Source organism: Hydrogenophaga taeniospiralis CCUG 15921 (assembly GCF_001592305.1).
Classification (GTDB): Bacteria; Pseudomonadota; Gammaproteobacteria; order Burkholderiales; family Burkholderiaceae_C; genus Hydrogenophaga; species Hydrogenophaga taeniospiralis.
In genome coordinates this window covers 178,933-194,979 of the sequence record NZ_BCWR01000015.1, presented here as the reverse complement: position 1 = coordinate 194,979, position 16,047 = coordinate 178,933, and the positions used below count along the sequence as shown (strand labels likewise).

Annotated in this window: 21 protein-coding genes and 1 pseudogene; 14 read left to right on the top strand and 8 right to left on the bottom strand. The window is 67.4% G+C overall.

Annotation, left to right across the window (positions count from 1 at the left end):
- Positions 1 to 108: 108 nt before the first annotated feature.
- The 3 genes from HTA01S_RS17785 to HTA01S_RS17775 form a co-directional block, all read right to left on the bottom strand.
- Complete coding sequence (locus tag HTA01S_RS17785) at positions 109 to 1,062, bottom strand: chemotaxis protein (RefSeq protein ID WP_068174068.1); 954 nt, start codon at positions 1,060 to 1,062, stop codon at positions 109 to 111.
- A 167-nt stretch (positions 1,063 to 1,229) separates the two neighbouring features.
- Positions 1,230 to 1,658, bottom strand: a complete 429-nt coding sequence (locus HTA01S_RS17780) for a hypothetical protein (protein ID WP_157572168.1) — start codon at positions 1,656 to 1,658, stop codon at positions 1,230 to 1,232.
- Between the two features lie 243 nt (positions 1,659 to 1,901).
- On the bottom strand, positions 1,902 to 2,921 hold the full coding sequence (locus HTA01S_RS17775) for a phosphotransferase enzyme family protein (RefSeq protein ID WP_245638127.1): 1,020 nt from the start codon (positions 2,919 to 2,921) through the stop codon (positions 1,902 to 1,904).
- Between the two features lie 184 nt (positions 2,922 to 3,105).
- Between HTA01S_RS17775 and HTA01S_RS17770 the strand changes: the two genes are divergently transcribed.
- The 6 genes from HTA01S_RS17770 to HTA01S_RS17745 all read left to right on the top strand — a co-directional run bounded on the left by HTA01S_RS17770 (position 3,106) and on the right by HTA01S_RS17745 (position 6,355).
- The gene (locus HTA01S_RS17770) at positions 3,106 to 3,588 is read left to right on the top strand and encodes a helix-turn-helix domain-containing protein (protein WP_068174065.1); all 483 of its coding nucleotides are present in this window, start codon (positions 3,106 to 3,108) and stop codon (positions 3,586 to 3,588) included.
- Positions 3,589 to 3,598: 10 nt separating this feature from the next.
- Positions 3,599 to 3,961 (top strand): nucleotidyl transferase AbiEii/AbiGii toxin family protein, encoded by a 363-nt coding sequence (locus HTA01S_RS17765; RefSeq protein ID WP_084236216.1) that lies wholly within the window; start codon positions 3,599 to 3,601, stop codon positions 3,959 to 3,961.
- Positions 3,962 to 3,980: 19 nt separating this feature from the next.
- On the top strand, positions 3,981 to 4,307 hold the full coding sequence (locus HTA01S_RS17760; protein ID WP_068174064.1) for a hypothetical protein: 327 nt from the start codon (positions 3,981 to 3,983) through the stop codon (positions 4,305 to 4,307).
- Between the two features lie 86 nt (positions 4,308 to 4,393).
- Positions 4,394 to 4,729 carry an EF-hand domain-containing protein gene (locus tag HTA01S_RS17755; protein WP_084236238.1) on the top strand — a complete coding sequence of 112 codons (336 nt, stop codon included), beginning with the start codon at positions 4,394 to 4,396 and terminating at the stop codon, positions 4,727 to 4,729.
- A gap of 110 nt (positions 4,730 to 4,839) precedes the next feature.
- Complete coding sequence (locus HTA01S_RS17750; RefSeq protein ID WP_068174062.1) at positions 4,840 to 5,643, top strand: hypothetical protein; 804 nt, start codon at positions 4,840 to 4,842, stop codon at positions 5,641 to 5,643.
- A 76-nt stretch (positions 5,644 to 5,719) separates the two neighbouring features.
- On the top strand, positions 5,720 to 6,355 hold the full coding sequence (locus HTA01S_RS17745) for a hypothetical protein (RefSeq protein ID WP_068174061.1): 636 nt from the start codon (positions 5,720 to 5,722) through the stop codon (positions 6,353 to 6,355).
- 10 nt (positions 6,356 to 6,365) lie between these two features.
- Here the strand turns inward: HTA01S_RS17745 and HTA01S_RS17740 are convergent, their stop codons facing one another.
- The gene (locus HTA01S_RS17740) at positions 6,366 to 7,226 is read right to left on the bottom strand and encodes a DUF3014 domain-containing protein (RefSeq protein ID WP_068174060.1); all 861 of its coding nucleotides are present in this window, start codon (positions 7,224 to 7,226) and stop codon (positions 6,366 to 6,368) included.
- Positions 7,227 to 7,385: 159 nt separating this feature from the next.
- Here HTA01S_RS17740 and HTA01S_RS17735 point away from each other — a divergent pair, with 159 nt between their 5' ends.
- Positions 7,386 to 7,712 (top strand): DUF2322 family protein, encoded by a 327-nt coding sequence (locus HTA01S_RS17735; RefSeq protein ID WP_068174059.1) that lies wholly within the window; start codon positions 7,386 to 7,388, stop codon positions 7,710 to 7,712.
- A gap of 19 nt (positions 7,713 to 7,731) precedes the next feature.
- On the opposite strand, the gene HTA01S_RS17730 is transcribed toward HTA01S_RS17735, so the two are convergent.
- Positions 7,732 to 8,019: a hypothetical protein gene (locus tag HTA01S_RS17730; RefSeq protein ID WP_157572167.1), complete on the bottom strand. Its 288-nt coding sequence runs from the start codon at positions 8,017 to 8,019 to the stop codon at positions 7,732 to 7,734.
- A 286-nt stretch (positions 8,020 to 8,305) separates the two neighbouring features.
- Here HTA01S_RS17730 and HTA01S_RS17725 point away from each other — a divergent pair, with 286 nt between their 5' ends.
- Positions 8,306 to 8,755 carry an SRPBCC family protein gene (locus HTA01S_RS17725; protein ID WP_068174057.1) on the top strand — a complete coding sequence of 150 codons (450 nt, stop codon included), beginning with the start codon at positions 8,306 to 8,308 and terminating at the stop codon, positions 8,753 to 8,755.
- A gap of 4 nt (positions 8,756 to 8,759) precedes the next feature.
- Here the strand turns inward: HTA01S_RS17725 and HTA01S_RS24840 are convergent.
- A pseudogene (locus tag HTA01S_RS24840) lies at positions 8,760 to 9,521 on the bottom strand (tRNA-uridine aminocarboxypropyltransferase); the annotation flags it as partial.
- A 74-nt stretch (positions 9,522 to 9,595) separates the two neighbouring features.
- Between HTA01S_RS24840 and HTA01S_RS17720 the strand changes: the two are divergent.
- From HTA01S_RS17720 to HTA01S_RS17700, 5 genes are all read left to right on the top strand, one after another.
- Entirely contained in the window at positions 9,596 to 9,979 is a 384-nt protein-coding gene (locus HTA01S_RS17720; protein WP_068174149.1) for a DOPA 4,5-dioxygenase family protein, read from the top strand.
- Between the two features lie 12 nt (positions 9,980 to 9,991).
- Positions 9,992 to 10,609, top strand: coding sequence for a pyridoxamine 5'-phosphate oxidase family protein (locus tag HTA01S_RS17715; RefSeq protein ID WP_068174056.1), 618 nt, complete (start codon positions 9,992 to 9,994; stop codon positions 10,607 to 10,609).
- Between the two features lie 134 nt (positions 10,610 to 10,743).
- The gene (locus tag HTA01S_RS17710) at positions 10,744 to 11,697 is read left to right on the top strand and encodes a restriction endonuclease (RefSeq protein WP_068174055.1); all 954 of its coding nucleotides are present in this window, start codon (positions 10,744 to 10,746) and stop codon (positions 11,695 to 11,697) included.
- Between the two features lie 45 nt (positions 11,698 to 11,742).
- Positions 11,743 to 12,960: a GGDEF domain-containing protein gene (locus HTA01S_RS17705; RefSeq protein WP_157572166.1), complete on the top strand. Its 1,218-nt coding sequence runs from the start codon at positions 11,743 to 11,745 to the stop codon at positions 12,958 to 12,960.
- A gap of 273 nt (positions 12,961 to 13,233) precedes the next feature.
- Positions 13,234 to 13,722 (top strand): DUF1097 domain-containing protein, encoded by a 489-nt coding sequence (locus HTA01S_RS17700; protein WP_068174053.1) that lies wholly within the window; start codon positions 13,234 to 13,236, stop codon positions 13,720 to 13,722.
- Positions 13,723 to 13,737: 15 nt separating this feature from the next.
- Here HTA01S_RS17700 and HTA01S_RS17695 read toward each other — a convergent pair whose 3' ends face one another.
- Together HTA01S_RS17695 and HTA01S_RS17690 are read right to left on the bottom strand one after the other, a co-directional pair.
- Positions 13,738 to 14,448, bottom strand: coding sequence for an SOS response-associated peptidase (locus tag HTA01S_RS17695; RefSeq protein WP_068174052.1), 711 nt, complete (start codon positions 14,446 to 14,448; stop codon positions 13,738 to 13,740).
- Between the two features lie 216 nt (positions 14,449 to 14,664).
- Positions 14,665 to 15,084, bottom strand: a complete 420-nt coding sequence (locus HTA01S_RS17690) for a hypothetical protein (RefSeq protein WP_068174051.1) — start codon at positions 15,082 to 15,084, stop codon at positions 14,665 to 14,667.
- A 123-nt stretch (positions 15,085 to 15,207) separates the two neighbouring features.
- On the opposite strand from HTA01S_RS17690, the gene HTA01S_RS17685 reads away from it, so the two are divergent.
- Complete coding sequence (locus tag HTA01S_RS17685; RefSeq protein ID WP_157572165.1) at positions 15,208 to 16,047, top strand: helix-turn-helix domain-containing protein; 840 nt, start codon at positions 15,208 to 15,210, stop codon at positions 16,045 to 16,047.

Here is a 16,047-nt window from a genome sequence, read left to right as displayed (position 1 = left end):
CCGGCGTATTCGTCCATCTCGCTGTATTGCCGACAGACGATGGGCATGTCGCTTTGAGCTGGCGGCCCAACACCACCCCACCGCATTGAAACAGCGGCCCCGCTCCGATCAGTGCTTCAGCACCTGGCGGATGGTGGCGGCCAGTTCGGTGGCCACGAATTTGGCCACGTAGGCGTCGGCCCCCACGGAACTCACGTGCGCTTCGTTGGCCGATCCCGTCAGGGACGAGTGGATCACCACGGGGATCGACTTGAAGCGCTGGTCCTGCTTGATGTTTCGCGTGAGCGTGAAGCCGTCCATCACCGGCATTTCCAGATCGGTCAGCACCAGCGCCACTTTGTCGTGTGCCGTTTTGCCTTCGGCATGGGCTTCGTCTTCAAAGGCTTGCAGGCGGTCCCAGGCTTCCTGGCCGGTCTTGGTCATGACGTAGGGCGTGCCCATGGCTTTGAGCCCTTGTTCGATCATCATGCGCGCCACCGGCGAGTCGTCCGCGGCGAGGATGATGGAGCCCTTGGGCAGATTCACCGCGGCGCCCACCGACTGCGGCGTGATCTCTTCCTGCGCCGTGGGCATGACGTTGCGCAGGATCTGCTCCACGTCCAGCACCTGGGCCAGCCGGCCTTTTTCGCCATCGCCGTCGAGCTTGGCGATGCTGGTCACCAGGCCGCCGCCGTTGCCTTCTGCGGCCAAGACGTTGTTCCATTCCAGCCGCACGATCTCGTCCACTTCTTCAACGGCGAAGGCCTGGGTGGTGCGGGCGAATTCGGTGACCATCAGGATGGTGAGCCCGCGTTTGGGCACGCAGCCCACCACGGCGGGCAGGTCGATCACGGGGATGATCTGCCCGCGAATGTTGGCCACGCCGAGCACGTTGGCCGGTGCGTTGGCGATGGCGGTGACGATGGGCATCACCAGTATTTCGCGCACCTTGAACACGTTGATGCCAAACAGTTCGCGGCGGTCGGTACCCGGTGCTTCGCCCAGGCGAAACAACAGCAGTTCAAACTTGTTGTTGCCCGTGAGGTTGGTGCGCTCGTCGGCGTCGTGCAACGGGGTGGTCATGTGGGGAATCCTCCGATTTTGGGTTCCCACAGGATATGTGCCGAAGCCGTTGGCCTAAGCGCACAAGTGCCCCGCAAATGCTGTGCAGTTCGGGTTTTAGCTGCCCGCCCGCTTCCACAGGCAAGCCAGCCTGCGGCATGGGTGCGACGCACCCGACGCCGCAACACTCAGTGCAGCGTGTTCGCCATGATCTGGTGCATTTCCCGCTCCAGACCCATCGACGGAATGACCACCATCTGCTTGCCGCCGAATTCGGCCGAGTAGCGCGGCGTTTCGCTGGCATGTTGATAGGCCTCGCCGAGCCGGCCCATCAGCTCCCCGATTTCGACTTGCGATAGATGGTGTTCTTTGGCGAGGTCGTTGAGGCTGGTGACCTTGCCGTCATGAATCCAGGCCATGCCAAAGTTCATGGGGGGCTTGCCGAGGAAGACAAAGGCTTCATGCTCCGCCGGAACCACTTCCAGGTGGTCATGCACCTTGTGCGCCAGCTCCTCCAGCGGCGCTTTGACTGCATCGAGTTTGAGCAGCGCCTCGTTACCCGCCGGCAGCGGCGGATACGCCACCTTGCTGCCAAAGAACTTGTCCAATAGTCCCATGTCGTTCTCCTTCAGAAGAAAAAAGAGAGCCTGACGACTGCTCCTAAGCTCGGAGCGGGAGGGAGAGGTGTCGCCAAGCTTTTCTACCCTAGGCCATCAGCGCCGATTTTTCAAATCGGATCGATGAAGGGTTCACCGGGTCATGGTTTCTCGCGTCGGAAATTTCTGTTTCTCAAACTTGACAAAACCATGGTTTTGAACAGAACGAGAAACAGAGTTTTTTTGAGGTCAGATTCCAATTGGTCAAATCAAGCCGGCGCCAAACGCCGGCATTTCCAGGCTCTCCCACTGCTGCAACAGCTTCACTTGCCGCTGCAGGTAGTCCTTGGGCATGGCCTGCGAGCCCCACACGGGCACACGCCCGGCGTATTCACCCAGCAGCCAGAACTGGCGCACCGCCACGAAGGGCGCCAAGGCGGCCAGATCGGCTTCGCCGAGAGGGCGCACTTCGCGGTAGGCCGAGATGAAATGGCCCCAGCGGGCGACGGCTTTGTCGCTCCAGACGCCGTCCACGTTGCGCGGATGCAGCGACCACGGATACACCGCGAGTTCGTAGGCCAGGTAGCCGGGTCCGGTGTCGTCGAAATCGAAAAACACGGCCTGGCGTTCGCCGTTTTCGCGCACGGCGATGAAGTTGTTGTCGCTGTGCGCGTCGCCGTGGCAGAGCACCTGGGTCAATTCGCCGAGCGAGCCGATGCGGTCGTGCAGGCGCAGGCCCAGGGCTTCGAATTGCGGGCGAAGTTCGTCGGTCATGGTGGGTGCGCGCAACAGGTGCTGCAGGGGGCGCAGCAGCAAGTGGTCGAGATCAAGCGTGTAGCGGCGGGCGCTGCTCTGCAGGCCCTCGCCCGCCGCATGCAGGTGGGCCAGGCCACGGCCGAAGGCCTGGATGTTGGCGGGCAGGTCGGTGGTGGCTTCCCCTTCCAGGTGCTCGAACAGCATGAGCGCGCGTTCGCCCTCGGGCAGCCGTATTCGCAGAGCCACCTCCTCCGTGGTGGTGGGCAGGCTGGTGGCCACGGGGCAGCCGCGCGCGCTCAGGTGCCGCAGCACCTCGGCCTCGAACTGCAATTGGGGCTCGCCGCGCGGGCGTTCGGCGCACAGTCTGGCCACCACGCGGCGTCCATCGGCCAGCGTGAGCCGGTACACCTGATTGAAGCTGCGCCGCAGGAATTCACCCGAAACGACCTCGCCCAGCGGGTAGTTTGCCTGGACCACCTTTGCAATCGCCGCGGCGGTCGGTGTCGATTGCGCTATCTCCAGATCCATGGCCATGCCCCCTTGGGAAAAGGAGCGCGATTGTAGAGAAGGAACCCCGATGCCCGCCGCTGGAATTGAAGCCCTGAAAGGCGGCGGCCACTGCGTCGACGTGAAGACAGCCTGTCCCTGTTGCCCGACTTTCAAAATGTCAAATATATTTGACATTTTTCAAACTTGATGCTCCACTCCCGGCATGAATCTCGCAGACATCGGCCACCTCGTTCAAGCCCGCCGCGAAGCGCTGGGCCTTTCGCAGGCCAGGCTGGCACGGCTGGGTGGCCTGTCGCGCGCCACCATCAACCAACTGGAAAACGGCAGCCTGGTGGACCTGGGCGCGGCCAAGTTGATGGCGCTGCTCAATCTGCTGGGCATGGACCTCGCTGCGCAGACCCGGGAACCCCGCACGCTGGCCTTGGCCTTGCTGAGCCAGACGGCGAGTGTGAGCTACAAGACTGCGCTGATGCCAGCAGCGCTGGCACGCGCGTTGGTGGACGGCGCGCTGCCCACCGCGCTGGTACCGCAGGTGGCCACGTTACTGGACGAAGCGCCGCTGCCGCTGATCGTGGCCGGCGTGGAGGAGGTGGCGCAGCGCACCCACACGCCGCCCAAGATGCTGTGGAAACACCTGACGGCCTGGGCGCACAAGCTGCAGTCGCCGCGCGCAGCCTGGGCCTGATGCTTCCAGCATGAACCGCTCCACCCAGCCGCGCGACCTGCCCGAAGGCGTCTGGCAAACCTTGCTGACCCATGCCTTCACGCTGGTGGACGAAATCGCCCGGCACGGTATCAGCGATCCGTTCTGGACGTTCGGCGGCGGCACGGTGCTGATGTTGAGACATGGGCACCGCTTGAGCAAGGACATCGACATCTTTGTGCCCGATCCACAGTACCTGGGCTTTGTGTCGCCGAGGCTGAGCGATGCGGCCGAGCGGGTTTCGCAAGACTACGTGGAGGGGCCGGGCTACGTGAAGCTGCTGGGCTATCGACCGGGGTACGACGAGGCGGTCGAGAGAGCCAGCCGTTTTTTGAGGCAGTTGTCGCAAGCTTGATGCGTGCTATCGATTCACCATGGCCCGCCGCCCGCACCACCACGTCTACGTGATCGAACTGCACCCGGATGTGCTTCTGGAACCCAAATTCCGCAAGTGCAACCCCGGTTATGTGGACGGCAAACCCTGCGTGTACGTGGGCATGACGGGCCTGGACCCGGACGTGCGCTTCGACAAACACAAGGCCGGCATCCAGGCGAATGCCTATGTGCAGAAATACGGCCTGCGCCTGCTGCCCGACCTGTACGAGGGCTTCAACCCGATGCGCTACGAGGATGCGCAAGCGCGGGAGGTGGAAGTCGGCATCGACCTGCGCTCGGCCGGGTTTGGGGTGTGGCAGGCCTGAGCGCCGTTCGCTCGCTTGACGTTTCACAAGGTGCGCGGGTCGCCTCGCTGCCATTCTGTGGGTTCCCATTCCTTCAGGAGCACACCATGAAACTGTCTTGCATGGCCAGCCTGGCCGCCTTGTTCATTGCCCTGCCCGCAGCGGCCCAGCCATCGGCGCGCCCCATGGGGCCGGGCAGCATGCCGGTCTTCGCCGACTTCGATGGCAACGGCGATGGCCGCATCACCGAGCAGGAGTTCACCGACGCCCGCAGCAAACGCATCGCCGAGCGCGCCACCGAAGGCCGCGCCATGCGCGGTCTGAGCCAGGCGGTGGATTTCAAGGAGATCGACACCAACGGCGACGGTGCCCTCAGCCGCGAAGAGTTTGAGGCCAACCAGAGCCGCCACGTCCAGAACCGACCCATGTCGCCAGCGCGCTGAACCGCAGCGGCTGGGCAACCGCAAGCGCCGGGCCGCGCTGGCAGGGCCTGGCATGCACAACCGCCCGTTTGACGGTATGGTGGCGCCTTCACCCCATCGCAGGAGGTCCCATGAGCGAGAAGGAGGTCCAGCCAGGCTTTACCGACAAGCAGTGGCTCCCGAAACTCAATCTGGTGTTGACGATGGTGCTCGCGGCCATGGGGCTCTGGCTGAACTACAGCTCGCAGCAGCAGCGCCAGTCGCTCGAATCCATCCAGGCCGAGGTGGCGGCCAGTCGGGACGAGCGCGAAGAGCGCGCTTCGCGCGAGCAACTGCGCTTTCAGCTGTTCGACAAGGTGACGCTCTCGCTGCGCGACGGGAACGCCGAGCACATCGCCGCCACCCGAACCCTGGTGGAGAGCCTGCTGTCCACCATGGAGCCTGCCGAGGTGGAACTGCGCATCGGCCTGCTGCGCTCGCTGGCCATGCGCGCGCCCGAGCAGCAGCGCGACGCGATGAACCAGGCGCTGAGCCAGGAAGAGGCGTTCCGCCTGTACCACGAGGAACTGCGCGAGAAAGCGGTGTTGTGGAGCAAGGAGGCCGAGGGCAACCTCGACAACCTGTCGGCCTACCGGCTGGACATGTTCTATTGCAGTGGCACCGCGGCGAGCCCCTTCAAGGCCAGGGCCGAGGGGTTCGCCCGCCAGATGGAAGGCCAGGTGAAGGCGGTGAAGGTGCGCGAACTCGCGCCGTCGATCAACGCAAGCCCGGGCTATGGCGTGATCCAGACCGAGATCCGCTTTGAAGACGCGAGCGAAGCGGCCGTGGCCAAACAGCTGCAGCAGGCGCTGTCGGCCGAACCGGCCAAGCCCATTCCACTGCGCCAGGTGCGCACCAACACGCCGCTGTACATCAGCGTGTTTGTCTGCGGTTGAGCGGGCGGCTGGCTGGCCACAACCGTGATTGCAGGCCCTTGCACCCGACGCTGACCCGATACCAGAAGGAGCCCCCATGCCACCCCGCAAGCCCAAGACCGTCGAGCCCGATCCACCCGCAGCCGCAGCCTCGCACCTCGTCGGGCAGGCGATCCTGTCCGTGGTGGGCCGGGTGCCGGCCTCGAAAGAGCGCAAGAGCAAGACGCCAGCCGACGATGCGCGCAAGAAGGCCAACGCTGCGGCGGCCAAAGCGGCGCTGACGGCTGGCGCGCTGGCGCTGCCGCCGGGTTTCGTGGGCTGGCTGACCATCCTCCCCGAGATGGTGGGCGTGTGGAAGATCCAGAAGCAGCTGGTGGCCGACATGGCCGCCCTGTACGGCAAGCAGTCCACGCTGACGCCCGAGCAGGTGGTGTATTGCCTGTTTCAGCACACGGCCGCGCAAGGGGTGCGCGACCTGGTGGTGCGCGTGGGCCAGCGCACGCTGGTGCGGCGCGCTTCGCCGCTGCTGATCCGCACCCTCACCCGGCGCATTGGCACGAAGCTGGCGCAACGGGTCGCGGGCAGGGGCGCGGCGCGCTGGCTGCCGATCGTGGGCGCGGTGGGCGTGGGCGCTTACGCGTATGTCGACACGGCGCAGGTCGCGGCCACGGCGATCGACCTGTTCGAGGGCGTGATCGAGGTCGAGGCCGAGGTGCTGGAGACCAGCCCGTAAGGCGCCAAGCTCAGGGCCTGGCCAAGCGCTGGCGGATGTCTTTGAGCTTGGCCTGCAGGCGCCGCTGGTTGTCCGGGCCGGTGCGCAGCAGCATCTTCTGCCCGGCCGACAAGGACTCCAGGGCCGGGTCGGCCAGTTCGTAGCGCACCCAGGGGCGCGTGGACGGCACCGAGCCTTTGACTTCGACCAGGGTGACGGTCAGCGGCCCGGCGGGCACCGGCGTGTCGATCAGGTGGTCGAGCACCTGGACCAGCCGGTCGTTGAAGTAGCGGCCTGGAAAGCCCAGCTCTTCGTAGGCCTGCTGAAACAGCGGGTAGAGGCGGCGGTACAGGTTCACGGCTTTGCCGGTGTCCACCGATTCGATCATCAGCACCAGCGGCACATAGCGCTGGCTGTTGTCGGGGTGGATGGTTTCAACGCCGTTTTCCCCGCGTTGCGTGGTGAAGCGCTGGGGCGTGGGGTTCACGGGCCACACCATCACCGGCGCCTGCGAGCGCGCCAGGTTGTCCACCGTGGCCACCGCGCGGCGCACGAAGCCGTCGAGCTGCAGGAAGCTGAGCACGTTCTTGCGGCCGAGCAGATCCGAGAGCACGGCGCTGACGTGTTCGTCGGACTCGGCCAGCGCGGGCAGCGGCGTGGGCTCACCGGCGGTGTCGGCCACCGGTGCCTCCACGGGGTGTTGAATGGCGGGGGGTGTGGGCTCGGAAGCCGCCGGCTCGGGCGGCGCTTGCGGGGCGGTGGCCGTGGGCGCAGCGGCTGGGGCGGCCGGCGCCTGCGCGGGCTTGAAATACTGCCAGCCGAAGTAGCCCGCCACGGCGAGCGCGGCCAGGGCAGCGATGAGTATGGGGAGCCGGGAAGTCTGTCGGGTCATGGCCTCGTCACCTGGGTGAGGGTTGGGAGGCTGCCCATCCTACACCGCGGTTTTTCGTGGGCCAACGCTGGCCCGCCCGGCCGGGTGCGGTGAACGCCCATGAACGGCCCCACGGTATTCGCATGCTTTTCAGGGATCGGGAAGCGTCAGAATCCACGCATGAACTTCTCCGACCGACTCAAGACCTTGCCCACCACCCACCACCTCGCCGCGCTGCAACTGTTGGACGCGCACGGCGCGGTACTGGCCACCATCGAGAACCGACCGGGCCAGACCGGTTCGCTGGCGGTGTACGCGGCGCTGGCCGAGCAGCACGGCGGCCGCATCACGCCCGAGGCCGCGGCGCTGGGGCTGGACTGGTACGCGGAGCACACGGCCGACGCGCGCACCCATCCGGGCAAACACCCGAACATCGACCGTCTGCTCGCCTGGGCGCAGGGCTCGGTGAGTTATGCGGTACGGCTGGTGCCAGCGGTGGTCGGCTGAGCGAAAGACTCTCAGCCTCTCAGTCCGCCCAGCAGACCACGGGGCCGAGCCGGCGTTCGGCCAGGAACACGGCCTCGCGCAGCGAGAGGGCCGCGCCGCCGTCTTGCCAGGGCACGGGCGTGTGGGGTTTGTCGAAGCGGATGTAGTAACACTCCACCTCGCGGTCGCGGGCGAGCTCGGGCGGGTCGTCGGCGTCGCCCGTGCCATAGAGGGTGTGGTGGCGCACGATGTGCACGTGGCAGGTGGTCACGCCCGCGAAGAACCACAGACCTTGTTTGACGGGCGGGAGTTGGTCAACGTCTTGCATGTCGCTGCCCCGGTGAACGCGCACGACGGCAGCGGCACCGCCACGCGGCGCCACCCGGATGCGCGGCCCATGATAGGAGCGCTCAGGCTCACGACGCAACGCATGCCCCGCCGAACGACACGACTTTCACGCACTGCAACATGCCCCCATGGGAAGAGCGCGTAGAAAGGCCGGCTCGGGTCGTGTCGAAAACGGGGCGACTGCTTCGTCGTACCCATGTGGACGCTTCAGAAGCGTCCGCCGCTTCATCACCGACCCACCGTTCATCTTTGAAAGGACACCCACCATGAGCACCGGCACCGTTCGTCTGCACCGCGTTTTCGCCGCACCGCCCGAGCGCGTCTACCGCGCCTTCCTCGACCCCGACGCCATGGCCAAGTGGCTGCCGCCGCACGGCTTCACCGGCCGGGTGCTGGAGATGGATGCGAAGGTGGGTGGGCTCTACCGCATGCAGTTCACCAACCTCGGCAATGGCCAGGTCCACGCCTTTGGCGGCCGGTACCTGGAGCTCGTGCCCAACGAGCGCATCGTGAACACCGATGTGTTCGACGACCCGAACCTGCCCGGCCAGATGACCACCACCATCACGCTCAAGGCGGTGTCGGTGGGCACGGAACTGACGGCGGTGCAGGAAGGCATTCCGGCGATGATTCCTGTGGAAGGCTGTTATCTGGGCTGGCAGCAGTCGCTGCAGTTGCTGGCGCTGCTGGTGGAAGCGCAGATCCCAGAGGAGTAAGCCCCAGCGCCCGCAGCCGCTGATGGGCCTCGCTCTCGCGGTCCAGCGGCTGGTGCCGTTTGACGCTGAGGTAGTGGGCGCTGAACACGTCCAGCCAGGCAGCGAGCGCATCGGCCGCCCGGGTTTCACCGGCCAGCGCCAGGCACAGCGCCGCCACCTCGGAGGTGCAGAAGTGGTGCTGGTGCGCCGAGCGGCGCAGGCGGTAGCCGGAGACCTGCTCGGGGTGCAGGCTGAGCACGGGCAGGCTGTCGAGGTAAGGGCTCTTGCGAAACATCTTGCGCGCCTCGGCCCAGGTGCCGTCGAGCAGCACAAAGAGCGGGCGCTTGCCACTGGCGTCGGCCGCGTTGCCCGTGGCCGCATGCAGGTCGGCCACCACGCGCTGGGGTGACGCATATTCGGCCGGGAACACCACGTAGGGCTGCCACTGCGGGTCGGCCAGCAGCGCGACCAGGGCCGGGTCCACCGCCGTGCGGGACCAGCCGAAGGCCCAGGTGTCGGCCACCACGTCGGCAATGAGCCAGCCGGTGTTGCTGGGCTTGAGCGCTTCGATGTCGCCCATGATCAGGCACACGCCTGCGCGCGTGGGCACCGCCGGGCGCAGGGCGCAGATGCAGTGGCTGGCGATCAGGCGGCAGCCGGCACAGCGCCCGCCGCCCGAGCCACGGGCCACATAGGGTTTGCTGCTGGCGGCCAGACGCGTGCTGCGCAGACGCGAAACGGCGTGGTCCGCGTGGGAACTGACCGACGTGAGGAAATTGGGAGGCATGCGGGAAATGTATGCGCTGCAGTGGGCACCGTGCGGGGCACCGGCGTGCGCTGAAATCTGCCATCATCATTTGCATGACCCAAGCCCCCGCTTCCACCCCACCCGCCCCCACCATCCACGGCTGGCATGCCCATGTGTATTTCAACGCCGACACGCTGGCGCAGGCACGCGCGCTGTGCGAGGCCGCTGCGGCCCGGTTTCCGCTGAAGATGGGCCGCGTGCACGAACAGCCCGTGGGCCCGCACCCGGACTGGAGTTGCCAGCTGGCGTTCAAGGCCGCGCTGTTTGCCGACGTGATCCCGTGGCTCACGCTGAACCGCGCCGGCCTGGTGATCTTCATCCACCCGATCACCGGCAACGACCTGGTGGACCACCGCGATCGCGCCCTGTGGATGGGCGCGGTGCGGCCGCTGGACCTGAGCGTGTTGCCCGAGCGTTCGGTGACCTACGACCTGTGAGCCCCGAAGCCCATGAACATCACCACCCTGGAATCCCTGCGCGCCCTCTACGACCCGGTGCGCGAACGCTCGGCCAAGAAGGAACTGCCGCAGCTGGACGCCCACGCCATCCGCTTCATCGGCCTGTCGCCGCTGGTGGTCTTGTCCAGCGCGGGCGCCAGCGGCGCCCAGGACGCGTCGCCGCGCGGCGGTGAGCCGGGTTTCGTGAAGGTGCTGGATGCGCACACGCTGCTGATCCCCGACGCGCCGGGCAACAACCGGCTCGATACGCTGGAAAACATCGTGCAGACCGGCCAGCTCGGCCTGCTGTTTCTGCTGCCGGGGGTGGACGAGACGCTGCGCGTGAACGGCAGTGCGGTATTGACCACCGACGAGGCCGACCGCACGCGCTGCGCCGACGCGCGCCGCGTGCCCAAGCTCGTGATCCGCGTGACGGTGCAGGCGTCCTACCTGCATTGCGCCAAGGCGCTGATGCGTTCGTCCCTCTGGGATGCAAGCCGCCATGTGGCGCGCTCGGTGCTGCCGAGCATGGGCGAGATGCTGCGCGACCAGATCGGCGAGCGCCTGAGCGCGGACGCACCGGTGGAGACGCAGGAGCAGATGCTGGAGCGGTACCGGCAGACCTTGTAGGCGCCCGCGCACCACCTCGCGCCACATGACGCCCTGCGGTTTCGTTTGGCGCCGTTCGGCAGTGGTTTTTTCTTCCCTCCTTTGGCCCGCGGCAAGATACCGCTGGTTACAAAAGGACAAAGGGAGGAAAGCCCATGGCAAGACCATCGAACCGCAGGCGGGGCCGCAAGAGCGCATCGCCGTTTCTGGAAAAGGGCCTGACGGTCACGGTGCTGGGCCTGGGCATGTGGGCCCTGTCCGCCGTGCTGGCTGGTCACCCGATGCTGGGCGCGGCGGCCACGGCGTTGCGGACGCCCGCGTGGTGGGCCATCGGGATCGGTGCGCTGCTGATGTGCGTGCATGCGCTGCTGAGCCGCCGAAAGAGCACGCGTGACGCCGCGCCCCTCAATCCTTCCAATCCCCCAGAGCCCACGGCGGCGCGGTCACAGAAGCCACCCCGGGCGAAACCAGCCGAACCGGCCGCGGGGCCAGCGGGTGGGGAACCCCGGGAACCACCCAATGCGGCCACGGCCTGGGGCCCGGCGGTGTTCGCGGCCATCGAATGGCGGCGCTTTGAGGCCGTGTGCGAAGCGCTGTTCGCGCAGGCGGGCTTCGAAACGCGCTCGCAATCGCACGGCGCGGACGGTGGCGTCGACATCTGGCTGCATTCGAAGAACGCCACGGGGCCGGTGGCGGTGGTGCAGTGCAAGCACTGGCAGGGCAAACCGGTGGGCGTGAAGGAACTGCGCGAGTTCTTCGGCGTGATGGCCTCGCACGGGCTCAAACGCGGCACCTACGCCACCACGTCCACCTACACCGCGGATGCGCAGGCGTTTGCGAAGGCCAACGGCATCAGCGCGCTGGACGGCGCGGGCCTGCTGGGCCTGATTGCCCAGCGCACGCCCGCGCAGCAACAGTCCCTGCTGGCCGTGGCCCACGAAGGCGAATACTGGCGCCCCACCTGCGCCAGCTGCGGTGTGAAGATGAAGGCCCGCCAGTCCATCGGCGGCGGGTCTCCCTTCTGGGGCTGCGCCAGCTTCCCGCGCTGCCGCCGCACATTGCCCATGACCAAGGCGGCCGCGGCCGTGATGCCCAGGACCGCAGCGTGAAATACCCCACACCCCCCTGGACATGAGGCGCTGATAATCGCCCGCATGCCTGTGTCTGAAATCGCTGTCTGGTCTGCCATGCTGGGTGGCTTGTTGACGCTCGCCGGGCTGGCGCTGGCCGATGTGCTGGGCAACCGCAGCATCGGCTCGGCGCGCAATCTGATGTTCGTGGTGGTCACGGGTGCCGCCAGCGTGGTGATGACGGGCCTACCCGAGGTGTTTTTTCCGGCGCTGCCCGAGCCGTTGCTGCGCGTGCTCAAGGCCGGCCTGGGGCCACTGGCGGGAGCCATGGGCCTGTACTTCGTGGGCACCTGGCTGGGCGGCGTGCGCGAAGACGGGCTGGTGCACCGCCTCACCACCACCGGGGGCATCGTGCTCGCCGTGGTGGCCCTGGCCCTGGCCCTGGTGGCGACCCAGACCGACCGCGAGCACTTCCGCCCCCTGCTGATCGCGGCGGCGGCCGTCAACCTGGTGCCGGTGCTTATGGCCATGGTGGCGGTGATCCGGGCGGCCCAGCTGGGCGACCCGATGGCACGTTGGATGGCGCTGGCCATCGTCTGCCTGGGCGCCATGGTCAGTGGCCATTACCTGCACGGCCTCCAGGTACCGGGCCTGGGCCTGGGCACCCAGCTGTTCACGGCCACCGTCACCGTGGTCTTTTTCCTGATCGCCTCGGTGCTGGGCCTGCTGCGCAACCGGCAGAACCGGCTGCTGGCCCGGCTCTCGCGTCTGCAGGCCGGTGCCGACCCGGCCACCGCCCTGCCCACCGGCTCGGCCCTGCTCACCCATGTGGAACACGCCTTCTGGCGCACGGCGCGCCAACACAACGAATGCACCGTGGTCTGCCTGTACCTGAGCAATCTGTACGAGCTGGCCGAGTCCGCCGGGGGCAGCGTGGAGCACCAGATCCTGGTGACGGTGGCCGCGCGCATCCGCCGCGCGGCCGGGTTCCGCTGCGTGGTGGGGCTGTACCACCCGCGCTGTTTCGTGGTGGTGATTTCGGCCGATCGCCACCAGCCGCCTGTGGGCGAGGTGGTGGCGCGGTTGCGCTCCATGGTGGCCCAGCCACTGACTGTGCAGAGCGACAAACAGACCCACCACGCGTTCCTGCCCAGTCTGGGCATCGGTGTCGTCACCCTCGACCCCACCCACGCCAAGCCCATGGACGTGCTCAACAACGCCGAACGCCAGGCCCTGGCCAAGGTGCGCGGGCCCGAGCGGGCCAGCGAACACGACATCGCGACCGCGCCCGCGCCGCTCTGAGCCGGGGCAAGACCTGGACTGTGCGGCCTGGGTTGGGCCGGGTGCCAAAGTGGCACTGGCCTGTGTTCCGTTCACGGACACCGGTGGTGCCGTGGCACACCCTTGGCAACGGGTGGCTCCTGCGGCCTCGCGCAAAAAAGTCCAATGAAATCAGATGCGCTCTCACATTGAGACGCTCGCGCCCCGTGACGGCATGGAAATTGACACGAAGCTGACACCCAGCCCCTGCGGGCTGGGTGTTTTTTTGTTCATTTCACCCATGAGGAGACATACATGACTTTGTTGTTTGCACTGGCCGTTGCCATCGGGCTGCTCGCCGTCGTCGCGACCTGGCTGTTTTTCGGGCCACTGGCCGCCTTCCAGATGCAGGTGTGGCAGGCCTTCGTGGCCTGGGCCAGCTTCTTTCACAACGGCGGCAAGACCGATGGCCTGGTCAAGACGATGGTGTGCATGTCGTTTGGGGCGCTGGTGGGCATGGCCTCGGTGCTGCTGATAGGCCCGCTGGCCATGCTGGGTGGCCTGGCGGCGCCGGTGGCGGTGGGTCTGGGCGCGGCGGTGATCGTGCTCGCGGCTCACGTGCCGTTCCTGTCCACCATCCCGTCCAGCGTGTACGGCTTCGCCAGCGTGGCCGGCCTGATCCTGCTGGGCAAGGACATGACGCCGACCGCGGCCATCCTGCCCACCATCCTGTCCATTGCCGTGGGCGCAGCCTTCGGCTGGGCGTCCGAACAACTGGCGGGCAAGCTGACCAAGTCGGCCTGAGCCGGCCCGAGCCGGCTATTTCTGGACCGGGTTGGCGGTGAGCCAATTGGCCGGGTAGGCCCGCATGAACTCGCGGGCCTTTTCCGGGTGGGCCGTCAGCCAGGCGTCGTAGGCGCCCTCGTTCAGCACCGCCGGCATGCGTTTTTCGGCGCCGGGCTGCTGGTAGCGGTGCATCAAGGCATGGCTGTTGGCGTTCACCGTGAGCAGGGTGAAACTGATGATGATTTGACCGTCGGCACCGCTCCAGCGCTCCCACAGGCCCGCCACCCCCATGGGTTTGCCATCCACGCGCGCGATGCGTGTGGGCACGGCCTTGCCGCTGCGAAAGTCGTCCTCGAAAAACGCCATCATCGGCACGATGCAGCGCTGCGCACCCAGCCAGGCGCCGCGCAGGTTGTTGGAGGTGGTCACGGTTTCCGAGCGCGCGTTGACCAGCTTGGGCGAGCGCAGCTTGGCGTCGGACGCAGACTTCACCCAAGGCGGTACCAGACCAAACTGGCCCGCCACCAGTTCGCGCGCGTGTTCGGGTTTGGCGCCTTCGGTGGCCAGGTCCGCCGTGGGTTCCGCGGGCGGGGAATCCGCGGCCGCAGCCGCTCGCTTGCGGATGAACACGGCCGGCTTGCGCGGCCACACGTCGCGCCCCACGCTGCCCGCCTCGGGCGCAGCCACGTCAAAAGCATCGGGGTACAGCGCGTCGAGCTGCACGCTCTCGTAATGAACAGTCATGCGGCCATGCTATCGCACCGGCTGCGGGGGTCCGATCCGGCAGTTGCCACGATGGACAGCACAGCACCTCGCGTGCTGCGGCAGGCGCTGTCCGGTGGGGGCTCATACTGGGGAGTCGGCGCATCGCGCCGACCGCCTCACTGAAGCGCTGCGGCCTGCCCGCGCACGCCTTGGCACGCGAGGTGCGGCGCACGCCATGGCAACGCCTCACAAAACTCAGGCCGCAGCCATGGCCCCCTGGCCACGCCGCAAACCCGACCACCATTGCAGCTCGGCCAGCAGCAGCACGGTCACGGCCTGCACCGCCAGCCAGGCCTGGCCCAGCGGGGTGGGATGGATCGGGCCGGCCACCAGCAGCCACACGCAGCCGGCAACCCAAGCCAGGTTGCCCGCCACCAGCAGCATGAGCCCCGCACGCGATGGTGTGCGCTGCAGCGCCAGGGCGCCTGCGAGCAGCACGAAGAGCAGCACCACCAGCCCCGATTCGATCAGCAGGGCTGAGGGCAGGCCCAGCCACTGCACCAAGGCATCGGTGAACGCCAGGTGCAGGGCCGCGCAACCCAGGCCGGTGATGGCATCGGCCCACAGCACGCGGCGCAGGAACGAGGGGGAAGAGAGCAAGGACAGCATGGACATGGTTCACTCCTGTGAGGAAAAAGGTCGGGATCGACAGGTCGGCATGCTGGCTTTGCACAGGCCGCGCGTCGATGACCTGCGAGGTAATGGCCGCTGAGCGCGGGCCGCTCTAACATCGCCGCCATGAACCCCGCCACACTCCCGCCCCCGCCGCGCCGCGCGGCACCGCCCTCGTTCGGCGACCACCTGCGCCAGTGGCGCCAGCGCCGCCGCCTGAGCCAGCTCGACCTCGCGCAGGTGGCCGACATCTCCACGCGGCACCTGAGCTTTGTGGAAACCGGGCGCGCCAGCCCGAGCCGCGAAATGGTGTTGCGCCTGGGTGAGCGGCTGGACGTCCCGCTGCGCGAACGCAACGCGCTGCTGGTGGCGGCCGGCTTCGCGCCGATGTACCGCGAGCGGGCGCTGGACGACCCCGAGATGGCCGAGGCGCGCACCGCGGTGGAGCGCATCCTGCACTGCCACGAACCCTGGCCCGCGCTGGCGATGGACCGGCACTGGAACCTGGTGCTGGGCAACCGCATGGTGCCGCCGCTGCTCGCGGGCGTGGCACCGGCCTTGCTAGCAGGGCCGGTGAACGTGTTGCGCCTGAGCCTGCACCCCGAGGGCCTGGCGCCGCGCATTGCCAACCTGAACCAGTGGCGCCATCACCTGTTCGAGCGGCTGCGCCACCAGATCGCGGCCAGCGGCGACGCCGCCCTGGCCACCCTGCTGGCGGAGCTGCAGGCCTACCCGGCACAGGCCGCCAGCGCGGCGCTGCAGCTCGACGGCGAGCACCCGGGCGTGCTCATGCCCTTCCTGTTCCACACGCCCCAGGGCGTGCTCAACCTCGTGAGCACCACCACGGTGTTCGGCTCGCCGGTGGACATCACACTGCAGGAACTGGCACTGGAAACCTTCCTGCCTGCCGACGAGGCCACGGCCCGCATCCTGCGCGAGCTCGCGGCCTCGATGCAGGCGTCTTGA